The organism is Thalassospira sp. CH_XMU1448-2, assembly GCF_037027285.1.
GTDB classification, from domain to species: Bacteria; Pseudomonadota; Alphaproteobacteria; order Rhodospirillales; family Thalassospiraceae; genus Thalassospira; species Thalassospira profundimaris_C.
The window spans coordinates 218,707-237,494 of the sequence record NZ_JAYMEA010000001.1; the positions used below are offsets into that span (position 1 = coordinate 218,707).

Sequence of the window (18,788 nt, forward strand, 5' to 3'; positions counted from 1 at the left end):
CGGAGGGGTTTTTATTTGGGGCCGCTGATTTTGCAGGGCCTGCCTTCTAGCCTGTATAACCAAACAGGCGGGGCAACCACAGAACCATGTCAGGGATCAGCACCAGCACGATCAATGCCCCGATCAAGGCTGCGACAAATACCCATATTTCACGAATGATGTCGCGTAACGGAATGCCCGTAACACCGTTCAGAACAAACAGCAAAATGCCATAAGGCGGCGTGATGAGACCGATCATGATGTTAATCGTGATCACGACACCGAAATAAACCAGATCAATGCCAAGAAGCTCTGCGGTTGGCAGGAAAAGCGGCACCACGATCAAAAGCAGTGTCGTCGCATCAAACAGACATCCCAGTACCAGAATGATCACATTGATCACCAGCATAAAGACCAGGGGCGACATGTTGGTCGCGGCCAGCTCGTCCGCGACAAGGGCAGGCAGGTTTTCACTTGCCACCAGATAGTTCAGCACCAAAGCCGACGCGATGATCAGCCCCACGACCGAGGTCGATTTGGCCCCGTCGAGCACCAGAAGATAGAAATCCTTCCAACTGACCGACCGGTAAAACAGTGCGGCAAGTATAAGCGCATAAACTGCTGCAATTGCTGCGGCCTCGGTCGGGGTGGTGATACCGCCATAAATCCCGTAAAGCAGGATCACCGGCAACATCAGCGCCGGGAAAGCGCGCATCGTCACGCGCGGAATTTCGCGCAATGGTACGACATCATCACGTTTGAAATCCCGTTTGCGGGCAATCACGACATTCAGGATCATCAGGACCAAGGCCAGAAACAGTCCCGGCACAATCCCGGCCAGGAACAGATAACCGATCGATGACCCCGAAATCAGTGCATAAAGGATCATCGGGATCGAAGGCGGGATGATCGGACCAATAACGCTCGATGCCGCCGTCAGGGCTGCGGCATAGCCGCCAGGATAACGGTTATTTCGGGTCATCAGATCAATGATAACCCGCCCGATTCCCGCCGCATCGGCAATTGCCGACCCCGACATGCCCGAAAAAATGACACTGGCAAGCACATTGACATGGGCAAGCCCGCCACGAAAACGTCCGACAATCGCAATACAAAATGTCAGCAACCGGTCACTGATCGTTCCGGCATTCATGAAGTTGGCCGCCAGGATAAACAGGGGCACGGCCAGCAAAACATAACTGTTAAACAGACCGTTCAAGGCCTGCTCAGCGACCAGACCGACATCCTGTCCGGAAATGAACATATAGCCGATTGACGCCGCAAAGGCCGCGATTGCAATAGGCATCCCAATCGCACCAAGCAACAGGAAGCCGCCAAGGCTGATCAAAAAAGCCATACTCATGCCTTTGGCTCCTTTGTCACAAACGGATCACAAAGCGATTGGTCCGGCTGTGTCGGATCGCCAGCGATTGCCGCAATTTCCTGGCCATAGCTTTTGGCGCGCATCAGACGCCACAAGGAAATCAGGCTCCGGATAATCAGCGCGACGATAAAGACCGGGAAAATTGCATAGACATAGTCAAGGGTGATGCGCGTAACAGGCGCCTTTTCGATCCGCATGAACATGACGTAATCCACAATCACCGGGAATCCGGCGATAAAGGCCGCCGCAATACATCCAAGACCAAGAATTGCCATAACCCGCCGCCCCCGTGTCGGTGCGGCAAGAAACAGCATATTGAACGATACATGGTCATGTTCACGCAGCAAGAAAGCAGACGTCCAGAACACCAGCCAGATATACAGGATGATGCATAGCTCGACCGTCCAGCCCAGCGGGCTATTGAGAACATAACGCGCAAAAATCTGTAGAAGAAAGGTCCCGAACATCGCGATAAACAATGCCACCGCGATGATTTCGGCACCTTTTTTGAAGGGTCTGCTCAGATCACGCACGATCTAATCACTTCACCGCATTGATTTGTTCAACGATGCCTTCCGGCCAATCCTTGGCAAACTCGCTTTCCAGATAGGCATTCTGGACTTTGGTGCGGAATGCCGCAACGTCAGGCGCGTAAATCGACAGACCTTCTTTCTTGAAGAAATCAATCAGCGACTTTTCGTCTTCAATACGCATCTTGTTGTTATAGGCGGTTGCAACTGCTGCGGCGTCCTTTACCTTTTTCTGCTGATCTGCAGACAAGTCATCATAGGTGTTTTTAGCCATCGACAGGAAAACCGCATCGACCAGATGATCTGTCAGAACGATCTGTTTGGTCACTTCATAGAATTTGACGGCCTTGACGGTCGGCAGCGGGTTGTCCTGACCATCAATCGTTCCGGTCTGAAGGCCGGTGTAAACTTCGCCAAATGCAAGCGGAGTTGCGTCTGCGCCAAGCGCATTGCCAAGGAACAACCATGCATCGGAGCCCGGCATGCGCAGTTTCACGCCTTTGAGGTCATCCGGGGTGGTAATTTTCTTGTCATTGGCAAGATTAAGCTCACGCGTGCCAAGATAACCGACATCAAGAATCTCGATATCCATGTCATCTGCGACCATCTGATAGAACTTCTTCCCGATGTCGCTGTTGAAAACCTTTTTCTGATGTTCCGGATCACGGATCAGATAACCGGCGGTGAAAACCGACCATGCCGGAATCTGCTTGGCGATATCCTGTGCTGAAATCATCGCCATATCGAGATTACCACGCTGCATTGCTGCGGGCTCTGTACCCTGTTTGAACAGGCTGGCATTGAGATGGATTTCAACATCGAATTCGCCCGGCGCGGTCTTTGCAAGCTCGTCCTTGAAGACGGTCAGCATCTTGGCATGCCAGTCGGACTCAACGGCAGGCGTTGAGATGCGCAGCTTGACCGCGTCCGCCGCAAAGGCAGATGTTGCGCCAATCGCAAATGTGCAAATTGCGGCCGATGCAATTCTTACCAGACTGCGTGCCATGGGTGTTTTGGTCATTGGATCCTCCCTAAAGGACATTAAGTGTCTGTTTTTCTGATGTGTCGTTATTGTTTTTAGGTCTTTCCGCAGATGAGAATCAACAACATCTGCACTGACACGACACCTATTGTATAACTAACATGTTAGTGATAGACAACTGTTTCAATACCGATAAACACTGCGCCATGTCAAATGGCTCGAAACAGGAATGTGTCATGCCCGTCACCAAAACAGACAAATTCGGCATCTCGGCTGCGATCACAACGCCCTTTACCAGCACCGGTGCGATCGACACCGATCTGCTGTGTAAACATGCCAAATCATTGATTGCCAAGGGATGTTCATCCTTCACACTTGGCGGGACAACCGGTGAGGGTCCGCACCTTTCGCGTGATGAAAAAGTTGCTGCGCACAAAGCCCTTCTGGCATCGGGTATTGAACCGGCCCAGATCGTTGTTGGCATCATCGAATCCGCACTTGGCGATGCAATTTCCGCCGCAAAAACGGCCGATTCTTTTGGCAGCAAATATGTTCTGGTCACACCACCCTATTATTTCAAAGGGTCCAGTGATGCCGGTCAGATCACCTGGTTCAGACAGTTTCTTGATGCCATCAGCGACACCCGTCTTCAGGTCATTCTGTACCATATCCCGCAGGTTACAGCCGCCCCGATCTGCCCCGACATGATCGCGGCACTGATTGAAAGCCACCCTGCCATGATTGCCGGGGTCAAGGATTCATCAGGTGACTGGGAAAATGCCAAAACCCTGCTCGACCGGTTTGCAGACCGTCACATCCTGATCGGCGATGAACGCATTCTGGGCGCGGCCATTGCGCTTGGCGGATCGGGTGCAATCAGTGGTGTCGCCAACTTTGCACCGGACCTTCTGATCCCGCTTCTGGATGGCGAAACCCCCGATCAGCGTCTGGCACCGCTTGTAAATGCCCTTGTCGAATTGCCGGTGACACCAGCGGTAAAGGCGCTTGTTGGCCACATCACCGACTCTGCCCAGTGGTCACGCGTGCGCGCACCGCTTGTCGAACTGACACAGGAACAGTATGAGTGGATCACAAATACTTACGATACCCTGTTCGCAACCAGGAATGATTGATGAGCGAAAACAAGCGGCAACCAGCAAGACAGAGTCGGCGAAGCGAAGCCTATAACAGCTTCACCGAACATCTTTTGGCCCGTGACATCCGGCCCGGTCAGTTTATCTCGCAACGTGAACTGGTCGAAATTACCGATATGCCGCTTGGTGCCATCCGTGAACTGATCCCCCGCCTTGAGGCGGATGGTCTGATCACCACTGTTCCCCAGCGCGGTATGCAAGTCGCCCATATCGACCTTGATCTGGTGCGCAATGCGTTTCAGCTGCGTATTTTTCTTGAACTCGAAGCAGCCCGGTTATTCACAGTGCAGGCCAGCGACAAGATGCTGGCCAAACTGCGTAAGGCCCATGAAGATGTTCTGGAGTCAGCCCGTGAAAACGGCATCACCCCGGAACTGCTTGAGCATGCCCAGGCGGTGGATTGGTCGCTTCACGATACGATCATTGATTCACTTGATAATGAAATCATTTCAAAGATCTACAAGGTCAATTCCGTCAAAATTCGCCTGATCCGACAGGAACGTTTCCGACTGACAGAAAGCCTGTTGCAGAATGTGATGAACGATCACCTTGCCATTATCGCAGCCTTTGAAAAGCGCGATCCTGAACAGGCCGCAATTTGCCTGCGCCAGCATCTTGAAAATGCACGGGGACGCGCACTGGGTCTGGGCGACCGATAAGGACCGCGCGTAAATCAAACGCTGCCCCGAAATGCAAAACCCCGCCGAAAACTGGCGGGGTTTTTCGTATTCAAGATCTGGGCTGCCTCAGACAAAGCGGCGGAACTCGCCGGATTTGCGTGGCGGGCAGAACCGTTTCAGATAGGACGGTGCCACGGCTTCAAGGCTATTGGGGGTAATTCCCAGTTCGGCAAAACCCGCCGCACCTTCGGACACGACATTATCGACCTTGAGCAACCGGACCTGATCGGGTGTCATCGGCGGCACCGGCAGGAATTGCAGGAAGAACGCCTTGATCGAGGCCAGCCAGAACGGAACAGGCATCAGAATGGCGCGTTGACGGGTGATACGCAGCATGTCGCGCAGAAGACCCATGAAGGAATAGGTTTCCGGCCCGCCCAGTTCAAATGTCTTGCCCGCAAGCGACGGGTCACAAACAGCTGCGACAAACGCATCGGCAACATCGCCGACATAGACCGGCTGGAATTTCGGGCCACCGTCGCCAAGAATATCAACCTTGCCTTCGCCAAGATCGACTTTCGGCAGACCCGGCGCACCAATCACCGGCAAAATGGGCGAAAAACGCGCCAGCGTTGCGAATTTGTTGAGGAAATTGTCATTCGGGCCAAAGATGACCGACGGACGGAAGATCACCGCATTCGGGAAGACCTCGCGCACGGCATTTTCACCGGCAAGTTTCGATGTCGCATAATTGGCGGCACTGTTTTTATCCACACCAAGTGCGGACATATGCACCATGGTCTTTACGCCACATGCCCTGGCTTCTTCGGCGATGCGTTTCGCCGCTTTTACATGGATGTTGAGGAAATTGTTGCTGCCACGTTCGTACAGAATGCCAAGCAGGTTGATGACGGCCTCGGACCCTTCGATTGCGCCCTTGATGCTGTCTTCGTTGCGCACATCGCAATGGACCGGAACGACCTGACCGAGATAGCCCATCGGTTTGAGCTTTTTGACGCGCTCGAAGCTGCGGGTCGGGACGCGAACGATAAAGTCACGTTCAAGCAGACGCTTGACGATGTGACGTCCGACAAATCCGGTGCCACCGAAAACGGTTACGATACGACGATCCATGCTTGCTTTCTCCTTGCCGATGACAATATGCGCAGAAGACCTTCCGCGAGACATGCCAGCGTTAGATGCCTTCCGGGCCAGTCAGGCCTGACCACCCGGTCGATGTTATCCTGTGGACATTCATATTGTGCCCGAACAGAGAACGATATGAGTGTCCGCAGGCTCTTGGGTTATATACGACGCGTCATACGGGTCAACAATGCGCCGAGATTAATCAATTTCCTCGTGGGATTCCAATCGGGCCAATATTTCATCATAAAGTGGCGTCAGACCGGCCCGATAATCGGGATAGCGAAGCTTGACACCAAGTTCTTCCTTGATACGTGCGTTCGAAACCCGCTTGTTGTCTTCATAAAAACTTGCTGCCATCGGGCTGAGCCTGGCGGTGGCAAAATCTTCTTCTGCAGGCGGATCAATGCCAAGCATCCCGCAGGCATAAACAATCACGTCCTGGGGCGGGGCCGCATCATCATCGCAGACATTATAGGCAGCCCCGCAATCAGGGCGCTTGATTGATGCCAAAACGGTCTGGGCGATGTCTTCGACATGGATACGCGAAAAAACCTGACCGGGTTTGATGATCCGGCGCGCACGACCGGCACGAACGGTTTCAAGGGCATTGCGGCCCGGCCCGTAAATCCCCGCCAGACGGAAACTTTGCACGCATAATCCATGACGACGGCCCAGATCAAACCATGCCTTTTCCGCAGTCACCCGACGTCGGCCGCGCTTGCCGCTGGGCAAAAGTTCGTCTTCTTCGCTGACTTCTGCACCGTCACGATCCCCATAGACACCTGTCGTCGACAGATAGCCAATCCATGTGCCTTCGGGCAATGCCGCAAGATCATTGCCATGATGATGGATCACCGGATCCCCTTGCCCGCCGGGCGGGGCAGAAACCAGGACATGGGTCACCCCGCGAAGGGCGGTTTTGATATCGGCAACCGGTTGATCATCGCCAAAAATAAACGGCTCGATCCCGTCTGCCTCAAGCTGTTTGGCCTTGTCTGCATTTCGGGTGGTTCCGGCAATTTTCCAGCCTTCGCCCTGCAATTGATTGGCAACCAGACGTGCGGAAAAACCCAACCCGAAACAAAACAGCTTATTGGTCATATAGGCACCTGTATCTTACGCATGATCTCATAATGCGCACAGTAACGGCGCGGACGGCGCGATACAAAACCTTTTGGTCTGCACCGGAATTCGGTACCGCACAGCCGAATGGATCAGACAATCATTATCTTGCCGTTTTCATCCTGTTTTTTGGGGCATCGGGGCATTCAGGCATGGCGGTGCGGGGGCATCATCCCCTATGCTGTCGGCGACCCGGTTTTGCCAGAAACGGAGCTTTTGAAACCATGTCACATCTTTGCGGCCGATCCACATTTGCACGCGCAGCAGGCGTTCTTCTGCTGGCGGGGTTTGCTGGCATCTGGACAGCACCGGACCTTCATGCCCAGACGGACAGCAACGGCACCCTGACGCTTGAGGAAAAGCAGCAATATCAGGACTGCATCAAGCTGGCCCAGCTTAAACCCGAAGACGGTTTTGAAAGTGCAATCGCCTGGCGCGACATGGGTGGCGGTGAACCCGCACGTCATTGCGTTGCGGTCGCACTGATATCGCTTGGCAAATATGAAGAAGCCGCAACCAGACTGGATGCGCTGGCCAAGGACAGCACCGCCGAGCCGGGGGTTGTCGCCGGGATGCTGGCACAGGCCGGACAGGCATGGATGATGGCAAACAATCTTGAATTTGCCTGGCGCGATCAAAGTCGTGCGCTTGAACTGGTGCCCAACAACCCGCAACTTTGGGTTGATCGCGCCATGGCGCTTGGGCTTGCCGGGCAATATTGGGATGCCATTGATGATCTGAACAAGGCGCTTGATCTGCAACCCGATCAGGCAGATGTCCTGATTTACCGGGCATCGGCCTGGCGGATGCTTGAAAGCTATGACCTTGCCATGACCGACATTGACAATGCGCTCAATCTTGAACCGGGGAATGTTCAGGCACTTTTTGAACGCGGAAAGCTTTACCGGATTGCCGGGAAAAACGATCTGGCACGTCGTGACTGGCTAAATGTCATAGAAAATTCAAACGGAACCCCTGTCGCTGATGCGGCAAAAGCGAATATAGAGAAGATGGATGTTCACACCGGATCAAACTAGGTTTGCTGTGGTCAGTTTCCTTGTATATGTCCGGTAGAGAATCATACCGGATTTTGACCGAACACCATTTTGGGGGACGTAATGCGTCGTACGCTTGCCTTGACTGCCCTTGCCGCGTCTGTCGCACTTGTTTCTGCTGTCTCTGTGGCACAGGCACGTGATCAGGTTCGTATCGTCGGCTCGTCGACAATCTTTCCGCTAACCACCAAGGTCGCGGAATATTTTGCCAAAACCACCGGTCAACCGGCTCCTGTTGTTGAAAGCACCGGTTCTGGCGGTGGCTTCAAGCTGTTTTGTGGCGGGATCGGGGAACAATATCCCGATATCGTTGATGCATCGCGTCCGATTTCCGGTTCGGAAACCGCAATTTGTGCGGCCAATTCGGTCCGCAATATCAGCGAAATCAAAATCGGCTATGACGGCATCGTTCTTTTGGGATCGCGCGAAGCGCCGACCATGGAACTTACTGCCCGCCAGCTTTATCTGGCCCTTGCCCGTACCATCCCGGTCAATGGCGCCAGTGTGCCCAACCCCAATGTCAAATGGTCTGATGTCGATCCGTCATTGCCGGATTTGAAAATCCGCGTTTACGGCCCGCCGCCGACCTCGGGCACCCGCGACCTTATGGGGCAGCTTTTGCTCGATAAGGGCTGTTCAACCTTTGCCGATATCGCAAGTCTTGAATCATCCGATCCTGACAGCTTCCGGTTGCTGTGCCGAACCATCCGCGAAGACGGGGCCTATATCGAGGCAGGTGAAAATGATCGCCTTGTCATCAGCAAGCTTGAAAAAGACCCGACATCCTTTGGGGTGATGGGCTTTAACAATCTTGAACGAAACCGTGACAAGCTTCAGGGCATCACGATCAACGGCATCGGACCTGATTACGAAACCATCCTTGATGGCAGTTATCCTGGGTCGCGTGCGCTGTATCTTTACGTCAAGGACGACCATGAACAGCTTGTCAGGTCGCTCAATGCCTTTATCACCACCTATGTTTCGGAAACCGTGATTGGCGCAGAAGGTCTTCTTGTCGATAACGGTCTGGTGCCGCTGACCGATGAAGAACGCCTTGAAACAATGGCAGCATCGAAAAAGTTTGCTGGCAACTGATCAGTCGGAAGCCGGATCAGAATTCAAGCGGCCGGACATCAGTCCGGCCGTTTTGCCATCCAGACCTGATTGGTGGCATATTTGGGTGGACTGCCCTTGAAATCAGAAAATTCCGATATCGAAACAAACCCGGAAAGTTCCAGCATCAATCGCATTTCGCTGCGCGTCACCCAGCGCAAATGATGCCAGGCGTCTTCGCGCCGAAGAACCACGCCATCCGGACCGACTTCCTCGAACCGCCAATGTTCGCTAAATCGCTGGGTCAGGGGATCGTTGGTGCGCTCCATCGCCGTGATCCGCAATTGGCTGTCTGGCTTTCCGACCCCGTCGGGCATCGGAAAGATCGGCAATTCGACAAAATCGGGATCGCCTTCGGGCAGGCAATAACGCAAATCAGGATCCATCAGATCAAGTGCGATGACCCCGCCGGGTTTGAGATGGGCAAAGGCCCGTGCAAGGGCACGGCGCTGATCATGGACATCGGTGATTTCCTGAAGCCCGCGAAACGGGATGATGACCAGATCAAATACCCGGCCCAGATCAAAGTCGCACATATTGCCGGGATGCCAGACAAGATCGGGATATTTGGCACGTGCCTGATCCAGCATGGCCGGGGACAGGTCCAGTCCTTCGACCGCAATATCAAGATCGGCAATCGCGGCACTGATCCGTCCGGTGCCGCAACCGAGCTCAAGCACGCCAAGCGATCCCGCAAGGCTTTTGGCAAGGCGTGTATAGAATGGAATGGGATCTTCGAAAATTTTGCGATCAAGATCAGCGCGAAGATCGTAACTTGCCGTATTTAGCCCACCGACCGGATAGAATTCATCAAGATTGGATGAATTCGTCATTCAAAATCCAGTTCCGCATAGTGACTGGATGGCGGGAAGCTGGCCTGACGATCAGCCAGAATATCACGCATGGACGGACGGCTTTTGATCCGCATATACCAATCCTTGGCGCGCGGATGTTTGGACCAGTTGATATCGCCCATATAGTCGATCACGGAAATCTGTGCGGCAGCAGCAAGATCAGCCATGGTCAGATGATCCCCGGCAAGCCAGTTCCGGCGTTCAAACAACCAGCCGATATAATCAAGATGATAGGCGGCATTGGTCCGACCGGCACGCAGCACCTTGGTATCTGGGGTGCCGGTGGAAAAGAACCGTTTCAGAAGCTTTTCACCAAGCAGATGATCGGTGACCTCGCGGTTAAACTTACCGTCAAACCAAGCAACAAGACGGCGGATTTCGGCGCGTTCCTTGGGGTTTGAACCCAGCAGCTTGGGTTCCTCGTCAGAAATCTCGTCGAGATATTCGCAAATCACGGTCGAGTCACACAGAACCGTTCCGTCCTCATCCTCAAGCACCGGGACTTCACCGGCCGGATTGAGCAACAGAAACTCGTCGCGCCGTTCCCAAACCGGTTCGGCTTTCAATTCGAAATCTAGTTTTTTCTCGGCCAGAACCAGGCGCACTTTGCGCGAATATGGTGAAAGCCAAAAATGATATAACTGACGCATAAACGTGAAGATACCCGACCAAGGATGAACGTTTTGCAAAGACCCGCCAGCGGTGTTCAGATATTGGCAAAACGGCAATTCACACAGTTCATTTCAGAACCGGAATTGCAAAATCTGTCAAACCACGCAACAGGACGGAAGTAAAGGCCTTCAACGCAAATGTCGTGCGATTTTCACGCTTTTGACAAGACTTGCTGTCAGAAATCCGAAGGCGGTGCTATTTGCCGCGACTTTTTGCCAGTTCAAGCAACCCGTCAAGGTCAAGACAGGTTTCAAGATGGTCCGCCAGTTCATCAAGGGCGGCGTCGACTCCGGCATCGAAACTGCTTTGGCGCGGGCCGTCATCGCCACCAATTGCCGCCAGAAAGCCGTGACGGAACGCGTCACAGCCAAACAGCCCGTGCAAATAGCATCCCAACACCCGGCCATCGGCACTGATCGCGCCATCGGGGCTATCAAGCCCGTCAAGTGCCAGCCAGCCCCGCACGCGGTCTGGTCCCTCGGTCTGGCCCATATGGATTTCATAGCCGCTGACCGCGATCCCGCACTCAAGTACCCCTCGAACGGCGTCCGATGTCGTTACGCCATCGGTTTTGCGCAGTGTCTTGTCACCCGCCATGACGGTTTCAACATCCAGAAGACCCAAGCCCGCCTCGCTTCCCGCTTTGCCTTCGACCCCGTCAGGATCATGGACCATCCGGCCCAACATCTGATAGCCGCCGCAAATCCCGATGACAAAGCCGCCGCGCCGGTGATGGGCAAGAATGTCGATATCCCAGCCCTGTTCTTTCAGGAAACGCAGATCCGCCATGGTCGACTTTGAGCCGGGCAAAAGCACCAGGTCACAGTCGGCAGGGATCACCTGACCGGGTTTGATCACCAGAAGGTCGACATCATCCTCGGCCGCCAGCGGATCAAGATCATCGAAATTGGCAATGCGCGGCAGATGTGGCACGGCGATCCGGATCACGCGCCCGGCTTCTCCATTATCCTTGGCATGGTTGTCCTTCGCCGCACCATCTGCGCGGCGCTGATATTTGCCCGCTTTTTCAAGGGCCACGCCATCTTCGGCGGGCAGTTTATGCGCGCCCTGCCAATATGTTGCGATACCGTAACTTTTTAGCCCGCATGCCTGTTCGATGATGTCGGTTGCCGATGCAAACAGCGACACATCACCGCGGAACTTGTTGATCACATAGCCCTTTAGCCATGTGCGATCATCGTCGGACAAAAGCGCATGGGTACCGACGATGGATGCGATGACCCCGCCGCGATCAATATCGCCCACCAGAATGACCGGGACTTTCGCCGCCTCGGCAAAGCCCATATTGGCGATGTCAGCCGCCCGGAGATTGACTTCCGCCGGTGACCCGGCCCCTTCGACAAGGACAAGGTCGGCATCACGCGCCATCACCTCGAAACTTTCGATGACCTTGGGCAAAAGATCACGTTTGAGACGATAGTAATCGCGCGCCTTGGCACTGGTCAGGACTTTACCCTGTACGACAACCTGCGCGCCGATATCACTTTGTGGCTTGAGCAGGACCGGGTTCATATGGACCGTGGTTGGAACCCCGGCAGCACGGGCCTGAAGCGCCTGCGCACGGCCGATCTCGCCGCCATCATCGGTGACAGCGGCATTGTTGGACATGTTTTGCGGCTTGAACGGGCGCACGCGCAGGCCACGCCGGGCAAAGGCGCGGCACAATCCGGCAACCAGCATGGATTTACCGACATCAGATCCGGTCCCCTGAAGCATCAGGGCAGGAACAGATTGCACGTTCATTCCGGTTTCAAAACTTTCACCTTGTTCCCCAATAACGGCGATATCGCGCCAGATTGATCAGAACTCAACACCGATCTGGGCTTTGATGCCCTGTTCGCGGAACGGGTGCTTTATCATGGTCATTTCGGTCACCAGATCAGCAGCCTCGATCAGGGTATCGGGCGCGTTACGGCCGGTAAGGACAATATGCTGATCGGGCAACTTGTTTGAAAGCGCTTCAAGCACATCGCCAAGCGGCAGAAAATCATAGCGCAGAACGATATTGATCTCGTCAAGGATGACCATGGCAAAGCTTGGATCACGCAGCATTTCCAGCGCCTTGTTCCAGGCTTCACGCGCCAGTGCGACATCCTGCGCACGGTTCTGGGTTTCCCAGGTGAAACCATTGCCCATGGCGTGGAATTCGCAAAGATCGGGGAACTTTTTAAGCAGTTTTGCCTCGCCGGTTTCCCAGCCGCCCTTGATGAACTGAACCACACCGACCTTCATGTCATGGCCGACACAGCGCATTGCCATGCCAAAGGCCGAGGATGATTTGCCCTTGCCCTTGCCGGTATGGACAATGATCAGGCCCTTTTTATCGATCTTCTGGGCCATCATCTTGTCGCGCGCGGCCTTGATTTTCTTCATTTTTTCATCATGGCGCGCGTTGATATCAATGTCTGGCTGGCTTTTATCGGTCATGGTTTCATCCCTTTGAAGTGCGCCCCCACAATGCGGCGAAAGCGCATGCGGGATCAAGGGCAGTTTTGCGGTGTTTGATCAAGCTCAAGCCCGGCAATCACACCCTGAAAACCATGCTTGCGGGCTGCCGGGCAAAATAGGGCCGGATCCGCCCCCTCTTCAAAATATTCCACGGCAAAGACCGGCTTTCCCTGTGCAATATAGGGATCAAATTCATCCATGAAGCCAAGCCGGAATGCCGATTCAAGTAGCGCAAAATCCATCCGGTCCACCAGATCATCGACAAGTTCGGAGGCATTTTTCTGTCCGATGGCAAGACCGCGATCATGGGCCAGATCAATCAGCCATTCGACATAGCGCACCTGATCTTCACGTGTGAGCTTAAATCCCGTTGTCCTGTTTGACTGATCGGCTTCGTAACCGTCAATATTATCGGGTTCTACCGCCAAGAATCCCTTTTGCCGGCACCGGTCAAACCGGGCCGTCATGATATCGGCAAAGCGTTCATAATGGGCGATATCAAGCCAGTATTCGCCGTCCCAACCCCAATAGGCATTGCCAACCACATCCGTCGGGAACTGATGATAATCGTCGCGCCAGTCTTCAAGTGCGCCGACATTGATATAGCAAACCGGATAAAGTCCCGCCTTGCGCCATTTCGCCACCTGAAGCGCGGTTGTTTCATCAAGATCAGCACCAATCACAGCAATGCTGGCCGGATCGACAGCAATTTCACCCTGCAGCTGCCAGTGAAAAGCCCCATGAGGCACGGAAAACCATCCATTGTTTTCTGTGGCCCGCGCATTTTGTGCCACAGGCATCAGACAAATGGCGACGCCAAACAGGCAGAAGACAAAGGAAAACAATCTTTTCGCGTCGTTCATTGATGGCCCCGGAATATGACCGCCTCACTTTGCCCGCCCGCGGCAAGCAAGACAACCCTTACACCCCAGGACCATGCACATAAGAAAAGGTGCGGCCCAAAGACCGCACCCTTCTGCTGCCATTGGCAGCATTCCCCACCCACAAACCAAACTGTCTTTCCGGAACGATATTTCCTTAGCAGATCGTGCCTTCGCGCGGTGACAGACCAAGATCACCGGTGACAAGATCAGCCCACTTATCGGGTTCGCGCATATCGATATTGCGCAATTCCGGGCGCCGCATCCGGGCCTTGTTAAACAATTGCAGACGATCACCTGGCGACATGCGTTTCAGCCGCATCAAGGCTTTGCGCACGGTTTCATTGTGCGATGTCACCGGGGTCTGGAAACTGTGTTCGACGACCTCAAGCCTGCGTTCAAGCCAGTCGCGGCTGACAACCACCTCTTCGATCAGGGCCCTGAATTCCCGGACCACCGGAAAATGATCAAGGGCCACATGGGCAACCGAAATTGCCGTGCGCCAGACCTGACGTTCGACACCTTGCAGGTAGCGCCAATAAATCTGAACCTTGGCATCAATTTCGAACCGGGTCTGGTCCGGGCCGGGCAGATGATGGGCAAGTTCGGTCATGCCGGCATGAAATTCTTCAAAGCTGACCGGGCGATGCTGGCCGTTAAAGCGTTCACGCACGTCAAGAACGGCGCGAATGGCCCCGCGGGCCGGGCGATAACGCCCCTGTCCGTGCGTATCGGCCCGCAACCAGTCGGGCATGTCACAATCTGCAAGCAGGAAGTCAATGATATCTGCGTGCCCTTTGTGGGCAGGCAAGGGAGTTTGCAAATAGTCAGGCAAACGAACGTTGGTCTTGTTCTCCATCGCGGCCTCCTATCTTTTCGATCGTCCTGCTTCCCGTGCAGACGATCCGAAAGGTGTGCCCCGTCCCTCACAACTTATTAACAGTTGGTTAATCGAGATATGGTGCGAAAACGTAACGTTTCAACTCCTGACAATGTTCCCTTGGTAAATTTCTTGTGAATCCCGTCAGTTAGTCGACCACACCTATGGGCGGTCCATCAGTTCGGTGGCAACGCTGTTGCGACGTGGCTGCCAAAGGCCGCGTTCGATTGCTTCGCGCAGGCGATCCCGAATGTCGCGCAGGGCATCTGGGTTGTGCTGTTCGATAAAGTCGCGAACCTTTGGATCATCAAGATAGGCATCATAAACCAGATCAAAATGATGATCAGCCACACAACGCGCCGTTGCCGCAAAGGCAAACAGATAATCCACTGTGGCTGCCATCTCGAACGCGCCCTTATAGCCATGGCGCATCACGCCATTGATCCATTTGGGATTGACCACACGGGCCCGGACCACACGGGCGATTTCTTCTTCCAGCGTGCGGATTTTGGGGCTTTCGGGGCGGGAATGGTCACTATGATAAACAATGGGCTGTTTACCCGACAGATTGCGCACCGCCGATGTCATTCCGCCTTCGAACTGATAATAGTCATCGGAATCAAGCAGATCATGTTCACGGTTATCCTGATTATGGACAATCGCATCAACATTCGCCAAACGGGTTTCAAACAGCTTGCGCGCAGCAATGCCCTCGGCCCCGTTCCCATAGGCATAACTGCCCCATGCCAGATAGGCATCGGCAAGATCGGCTTCGTCTTCCCACAGCTGTTCGTCGATCATCGCCTGCAAACCGGCACCATAGGCACCGGGCTTTGATCCGAACACGCGGAAACCGGCCTGCTGGCGGGCCTGATCGGCATCCATGCCCTGATCGCTTAGTTTTGCCGTCTCCCGCGCGATACGCGTGGCAATCGGGTTGATGTCCTCAGCTTCATCGGCCTGATCGGCCACCGCGCGTACTGCACTGTCAAACAGGTCAATCAGGCCCGGAAACGCATCGCGGAAGAACCCAGATATGCGCAAGGTTACATCAACACGCGGACGGCCCAAAAGCGATGCCGGCATGATCTCAAACCCGGTCACACGGCGTGACGCGCTATCCCATGTCGGACGTACCCCCATCAGGGCAAGGGCCTGCGCAATATCGTCACCACCCGTGCGCATATTGCTGGTCCCCCAAACCGAAAGTCCAAGGGCACTGGGCCATTCCCCGTGATCCTGCACGTGCCGTTCAAGCAGCAATTCTGCCGATTTCCATCCCAGTTGCCAGGCCGCTGGCGTCGGGATTGTGCGGGTATCCACCGAATAGAAATTACGTCCGGTCGGCAACACGTCGGGCCGTCCGCGGGTTGGCGCCCCCGATGGTCCCGGTTCGACAAACTTGCCCGAAAGGCCGCGCAGAATGCCGGAAATCTCGGCCGCACCACAACCGGTTACGGCCGGGCGAATATTTGTTTCGATATCGGAAATAACATCATTCACTGCATCCCATGCCGGATCGGCAGTGAGGGTGCCATTGACCAGATCACGGGCCAGAAGTTCGATGCGTTCGACCGTATCACCCGTCGTGCGCCAGGGCCCGATATCCTGATCATCATAGGCGGCAAGAATATCGGGCTTGGCACCGGGCCAGAATTCAGCGAATGCGCAATCAAGCGGGTCAAATTGCGGATCAGCAAGAATATCCCTGGCGATTGCCCGATGCAGCGATGCCTTTGGTCCCGTATCAGCACCGCGTGGCAAGCGCGCCAGCGCGACCAGAAGATCGGTCAGAAGATCACCCTCAGGGGCCTTTCCAAAGATATGCAGGCCATCGCGGATTTGTAGTTCCTTGAGCTCGCACAGATAGTTATCAAGCTTGGCCAACGCGCTTTCTTCGTCTTCGCCGGCTTCGATCCCGCAATCACGATCAAGGCCAATGCGAATGGCAAGCTCAAGAATATCGCGTTTGAGGATCACCAGACGGCGCGGATCGACCGCAGCAGCGTCATAATATTCGTCCACCAGTGCTTCGAGATCCTTGAGCGGGCCATAGCTTTCCGCCCGCGTCAGGGGCGGGGTCAAATGGTCAAGGATCACGGCCTGTGCCCGGCGTTTGGCCTGCGTGCCTTCGCCCGGATCATTGACGATAAAGGGATAGAAATGCGGGGTTGGGCCAAAGACCGCCTCGGGGAAGCAATCCTCGGACAGTGCCAGTGACTTGCCCGGTAACCATTCCATATTGCCGTGCTTGCCAAAATGAATGATCGCATCGACGCCAAACACATGGCGCAGCCAGATGTAAAAGGCGAAATAGTTATGCGGCGGCACCAGATCGGGCGAGTGATAGCTTTCAAGCGGATCAATGTTATAGCCACGCGCAGGCTGCAACCCGACCACCACATTGCCCATCGGCAGGATCGATAGCGCAAAGCTGTCCTGATCGGGCAGATAAAACGGATCGGTCTTCGGGTCGCCCCAGGCATCCGTCACCTGATCCTGAATGGATTTTGGCAATTCCTCAAACGCGGTCCGGTATTTTGCCATCGGCAAGGTCACGCGTATGTCGCGTCCGGCAAGGGATTTGAAATCGTTGGTCGGTCCGGCCTTCACCGCCGAAATCAGGGCGTCGCCATTATCGGGCACATCGGTAAGCTCATACCCCTCTGCCTGCATGGCACGCAGGGTTTCAATCATGCCAGCCGGGGTATCAAGCCCGACACCATTTCCCAGACGGGCATCCTTGTTGGGATAGTTCGCCATGACCATGGCGATCTTGCGGTGCGGGGCATCAGTGGTACGCAGCCTGATCCAGTTGGCGGCAAGTTTGGCCGTGAAGGCCACGCGATCACGTACCGGGATATATTTCACCAGATCGATCTGCGTCAGGTCGTCCTTGCCCGCCGATCCCTTGAACGAAATGGCACGTGCCAGAATACGCCCGTCGACTTCGGGCAGTGCGACATTCATCGCAATATCCCGCGCGGCCAAGCCGTTCACGCCATCGCGCCAGGCTTCTTCGCTGCCACCCGACAGCACCACCTGAAAGACCGGGGCATCGACTGTATCAAACGGCCCGTCAAGTCGTTCCGATCCCGGAACGGAAAGCGCAAACCCGGTGGTATTGAGGATCAAATCCGCGCATGTTTCCGATAACCAGTCACTAACCAGCGCACTTGCCACCGGGTCCTTAAGGCTGGCGACAAAAATTGGCAATGGATTGAGATGGTTGACACAAAGTTCTTCAACCAATGCGTCAATTACGTCGAGATTCCCGGCCTGCACGAGGGATCGATAGAAGATTATCGGTGTAACCGGTTGATCTTTAACCCAGTTTGACCGGATTTCATCAAGATTTGCGTGGGATTTTCCCGGCCAATAGCCACCCGCCTTGACCAAAGGGGCGGCTGGGGACCAGTTCCAGCTCACATTTACATTTAACTTTTCATATATAAGACGAAGTAAATTCTCGGAATTTTGCGGGCCACCTTCAATCAGATAGCGCCAGATATGCTGATATTCACTGCCTCTGAGCGTCGAAAGCGAAAGCAGTTCGGCATCGGGTTGATCATCACCCGGCAGCAAAACCAATGGAATGTCCCTGGCGCGCGCCATGGCAACCAGTTGCTCGACGCCATATTCCCAGTAACCGCGCCCGCCCAGAATGCGCACAATGATGAATTTGGCATCGCTTAATACATCATCGACATACAGATCGACCGACATATTGTGGCCAAGCTGCAAAAGGCTGGCCAGACGCAAGGATGGAACGTCATCACCAAAGGCATCGATCAAGCGCGCCTGCGCCCCGGCAAGACAGGCAAGCTCGGACTCGGCAGCAGACAGGATCACGACATCCCCTGGTTCCTGACCAAGGTCCACCGCCTCGCTGCCATCGGTAACCATTCCGGGCTGAGCTGCCAAAAGATGCATTTGAAATTCCGTCT

At 54.6% G+C, this 18,788-nt stretch carries 16 protein-coding genes; 4 read left to right on the forward strand and 12 right to left on the reverse strand.

The genetic code is table 11. The features are described from left to right. Positions 1-46: 46 nt before the first annotated feature. The 3 genes from WA318_RS01005 to WA318_RS01015 are packed head-to-tail and all read right to left on the reverse strand — an operon-like array spanning position 47 to position 2,914. Positions 47-1,342: a TRAP transporter large permease gene (locus WA318_RS01005; RefSeq protein WP_336079551.1), complete on the reverse strand. Its 1,296-nt coding sequence runs from the start codon at positions 1,340-1,342 to the stop codon at positions 47-49. Continuing rightward, positions 1,339-1,896, reverse strand: coding sequence for a TRAP transporter small permease (locus WA318_RS01010; protein WP_114096251.1), 558 nt, complete (start codon positions 1,894-1,896; stop codon positions 1,339-1,341). Before WA318_RS01010 ends, WA318_RS01005 begins: the two co-directional genes overlap by 4 nt. Before the next feature lie 7 nt (positions 1,897-1,903). Beyond that, on the reverse strand, positions 1,904-2,914 hold the full coding sequence (locus WA318_RS01015) for a sialic acid TRAP transporter substrate-binding protein SiaP (RefSeq protein ID WP_336079552.1): 1,011 nt from the start codon (positions 2,912-2,914) through the stop codon (positions 1,904-1,906). Between the two features lie 197 nt (positions 2,915-3,111). On the opposite strand from WA318_RS01015, the gene WA318_RS01020 reads away from it, so the two are divergent. Both WA318_RS01020 and WA318_RS01025 read left to right on the forward strand, forming a co-directional pair. Continuing rightward, the gene (locus tag WA318_RS01020; RefSeq protein ID WP_336079553.1) at positions 3,112-4,008 is read left to right on the forward strand and encodes a dihydrodipicolinate synthase family protein; all 897 of its coding nucleotides are present in this window, start codon (positions 3,112-3,114) and stop codon (positions 4,006-4,008) included. Then, complete coding sequence (locus WA318_RS01025) at positions 4,008-4,688, forward strand: GntR family transcriptional regulator (protein ID WP_114096254.1); 681 nt, start codon at positions 4,008-4,010, stop codon at positions 4,686-4,688. The genes WA318_RS01020 and WA318_RS01025 overlap by 1 nt, the downstream gene beginning before the upstream one ends. A gap of 87 nt (positions 4,689-4,775) precedes the next feature. Here WA318_RS01025 and WA318_RS01030 read toward each other — a convergent pair whose 3' ends face one another. Both WA318_RS01030 and WA318_RS01035 read right to left on the reverse strand, forming a co-directional pair. After that, positions 4,776-5,783: a complex I NDUFA9 subunit family protein gene (locus WA318_RS01030; protein WP_114096255.1), complete on the reverse strand. Its 1,008-nt coding sequence runs from the start codon at positions 5,781-5,783 to the stop codon at positions 4,776-4,778. 210 nt (positions 5,784-5,993) lie between these two features. Beyond that, positions 5,994-6,896, reverse strand: coding sequence for an SDR family oxidoreductase (locus WA318_RS01035; protein WP_336079554.1), 903 nt, complete (start codon positions 6,894-6,896; stop codon positions 5,994-5,996). A gap of 245 nt (positions 6,897-7,141) precedes the next feature. Between WA318_RS01035 and WA318_RS01040 the strand changes: the two genes are divergently transcribed. Beyond that, positions 7,142-7,954, forward strand: coding sequence for a tetratricopeptide repeat protein (locus WA318_RS01040; RefSeq protein WP_336079556.1), 813 nt, complete (start codon positions 7,142-7,144; stop codon positions 7,952-7,954). Between the two features lie 81 nt (positions 7,955-8,035). Next, positions 8,036-9,067 carry a substrate-binding domain-containing protein gene (locus WA318_RS01045; RefSeq protein WP_114096257.1) on the forward strand — a complete coding sequence of 344 codons (1,032 nt, stop codon included), beginning with the start codon at positions 8,036-8,038 and terminating at the stop codon, positions 9,065-9,067. A 38-nt stretch (positions 9,068-9,105) separates the two neighbouring features. Here the strand turns inward: WA318_RS01045 and WA318_RS01050 are convergent, their stop codons facing one another. From WA318_RS01050 to cobN, 7 genes are all read right to left on the reverse strand, one after another. After that, positions 9,106-9,918 (reverse strand): class I SAM-dependent methyltransferase, encoded by an 813-nt coding sequence (locus tag WA318_RS01050; protein ID WP_114096258.1) that lies wholly within the window; start codon positions 9,916-9,918, stop codon positions 9,106-9,108. Beyond that, positions 9,915-10,589 carry a glutathione S-transferase family protein gene (locus WA318_RS01055; protein ID WP_114096259.1) on the reverse strand — a complete coding sequence of 225 codons (675 nt, stop codon included), beginning with the start codon at positions 10,587-10,589 and terminating at the stop codon, positions 9,915-9,917. Before WA318_RS01055 ends, WA318_RS01050 begins: the two co-directional genes overlap by 4 nt. 217 nt (positions 10,590-10,806) lie before the next feature. Beyond that, positions 10,807-12,375, reverse strand: coding sequence for a cobyric acid synthase (locus tag WA318_RS01060; RefSeq protein ID WP_336079560.1), 1,569 nt, complete (start codon positions 12,373-12,375; stop codon positions 10,807-10,809). A gap of 57 nt (positions 12,376-12,432) precedes the next feature. Beyond that, positions 12,433-13,059, reverse strand: a complete 627-nt coding sequence (gene cobO / locus WA318_RS01065) for a cob(I)yrinic acid a,c-diamide adenosyltransferase (protein ID WP_336079562.1) — start codon at positions 13,057-13,059, stop codon at positions 12,433-12,435. 53 nt (positions 13,060-13,112) lie between these two features. Further along, positions 13,113-13,943: an endo alpha-1,4 polygalactosaminidase gene (locus WA318_RS01070; RefSeq protein WP_336079564.1), complete on the reverse strand. Its 831-nt coding sequence runs from the start codon at positions 13,941-13,943 to the stop codon at positions 13,113-13,115. 175 nt (positions 13,944-14,118) lie between these two features. Next, on the reverse strand, positions 14,119-14,820 hold the full coding sequence (locus WA318_RS01075) for a hypothetical protein (protein WP_114096261.1): 702 nt from the start codon (positions 14,818-14,820) through the stop codon (positions 14,119-14,121). Between the two features lie 183 nt (positions 14,821-15,003). After that, complete coding sequence (gene cobN / locus WA318_RS01080; protein WP_336079566.1) at positions 15,004-18,774, reverse strand: cobaltochelatase subunit CobN; 3,771 nt, start codon at positions 18,772-18,774, stop codon at positions 15,004-15,006. Positions 18,775-18,788: the final 14 nt, after the last annotated feature.

Bases quoted from the DNA above. Each gene is read 5' to 3' on its own strand.
- WA318_RS01005 (WP_336079551.1), bottom strand. From the start codon at position 1,342: ATGAGTATGGCTTTTTTGATCAGCCTTGGCGGCTTCCTGTTGCTTGGT.
- WA318_RS01015 (WP_336079552.1), bottom strand. From the start codon at position 2,914: ATGACCAAAACACCCATGGCACGCAGTCTGGTAAGAATTGCATCGGCC.
- WA318_RS01020 (WP_336079553.1), top strand. From the start codon at position 3,112: ATGCCCGTCACCAAAACAGACAAATTCGGCATCTCGGCTGCGATCACA.
- WA318_RS01025 (WP_114096254.1), top strand. From the start codon at position 4,008: ATGAGCGAAAACAAGCGGCAACCAGCAAGACAGAGTCGGCGAAGCGAA.
- WA318_RS01030 (WP_114096255.1), bottom strand. From the start codon at position 5,783: ATGGATCGTCGTATCGTAACCGTTTTCGGTGGCACCGGATTTGTCGGA.
- WA318_RS01035 (WP_336079554.1), bottom strand. From the start codon at position 6,896: ATGACCAATAAGCTGTTTTGTTTCGGGTTGGGTTTTTCCGCACGTCTG.
- WA318_RS01040 (WP_336079556.1), top strand. From the start codon at position 7,142: ATGTCACATCTTTGCGGCCGATCCACATTTGCACGCGCAGCAGGCGTT.
- WA318_RS01045 (WP_114096257.1), top strand. From the start codon at position 8,036: ATGCGTCGTACGCTTGCCTTGACTGCCCTTGCCGCGTCTGTCGCACTT.
- WA318_RS01050 (WP_114096258.1), bottom strand. From the start codon at position 9,918: ATGACGAATTCATCCAATCTTGATGAATTCTATCCGGTCGGTGGGCTA.
- WA318_RS01055 (WP_114096259.1), bottom strand. From the start codon at position 10,589: ATGCGTCAGTTATATCATTTTTGGCTTTCACCATATTCGCGCAAAGTG.
- WA318_RS01060 (WP_336079560.1), bottom strand. From the start codon at position 12,375: ATGAACGTGCAATCTGTTCCTGCCCTGATGCTTCAGGGGACCGGATCT.
- cobO (WP_336079562.1), bottom strand. From the start codon at position 13,059: ATGACCGATAAAAGCCAGCCAGACATTGATATCAACGCGCGCCATGAT.
- WA318_RS01070 (WP_336079564.1), bottom strand. From the start codon at position 13,943: ATGAACGACGCGAAAAGATTGTTTTCCTTTGTCTTCTGCCTGTTTGGC.
- WA318_RS01075 (WP_114096261.1), bottom strand. From the start codon at position 14,820: ATGGAGAACAAGACCAACGTTCGTTTGCCTGACTATTTGCAAACTCCC.
- cobN (WP_336079566.1), bottom strand. From the start codon at position 18,774: ATGCATCTTTTGGCAGCTCAGCCCGGAATGGTTACCGATGGCAGCGAG.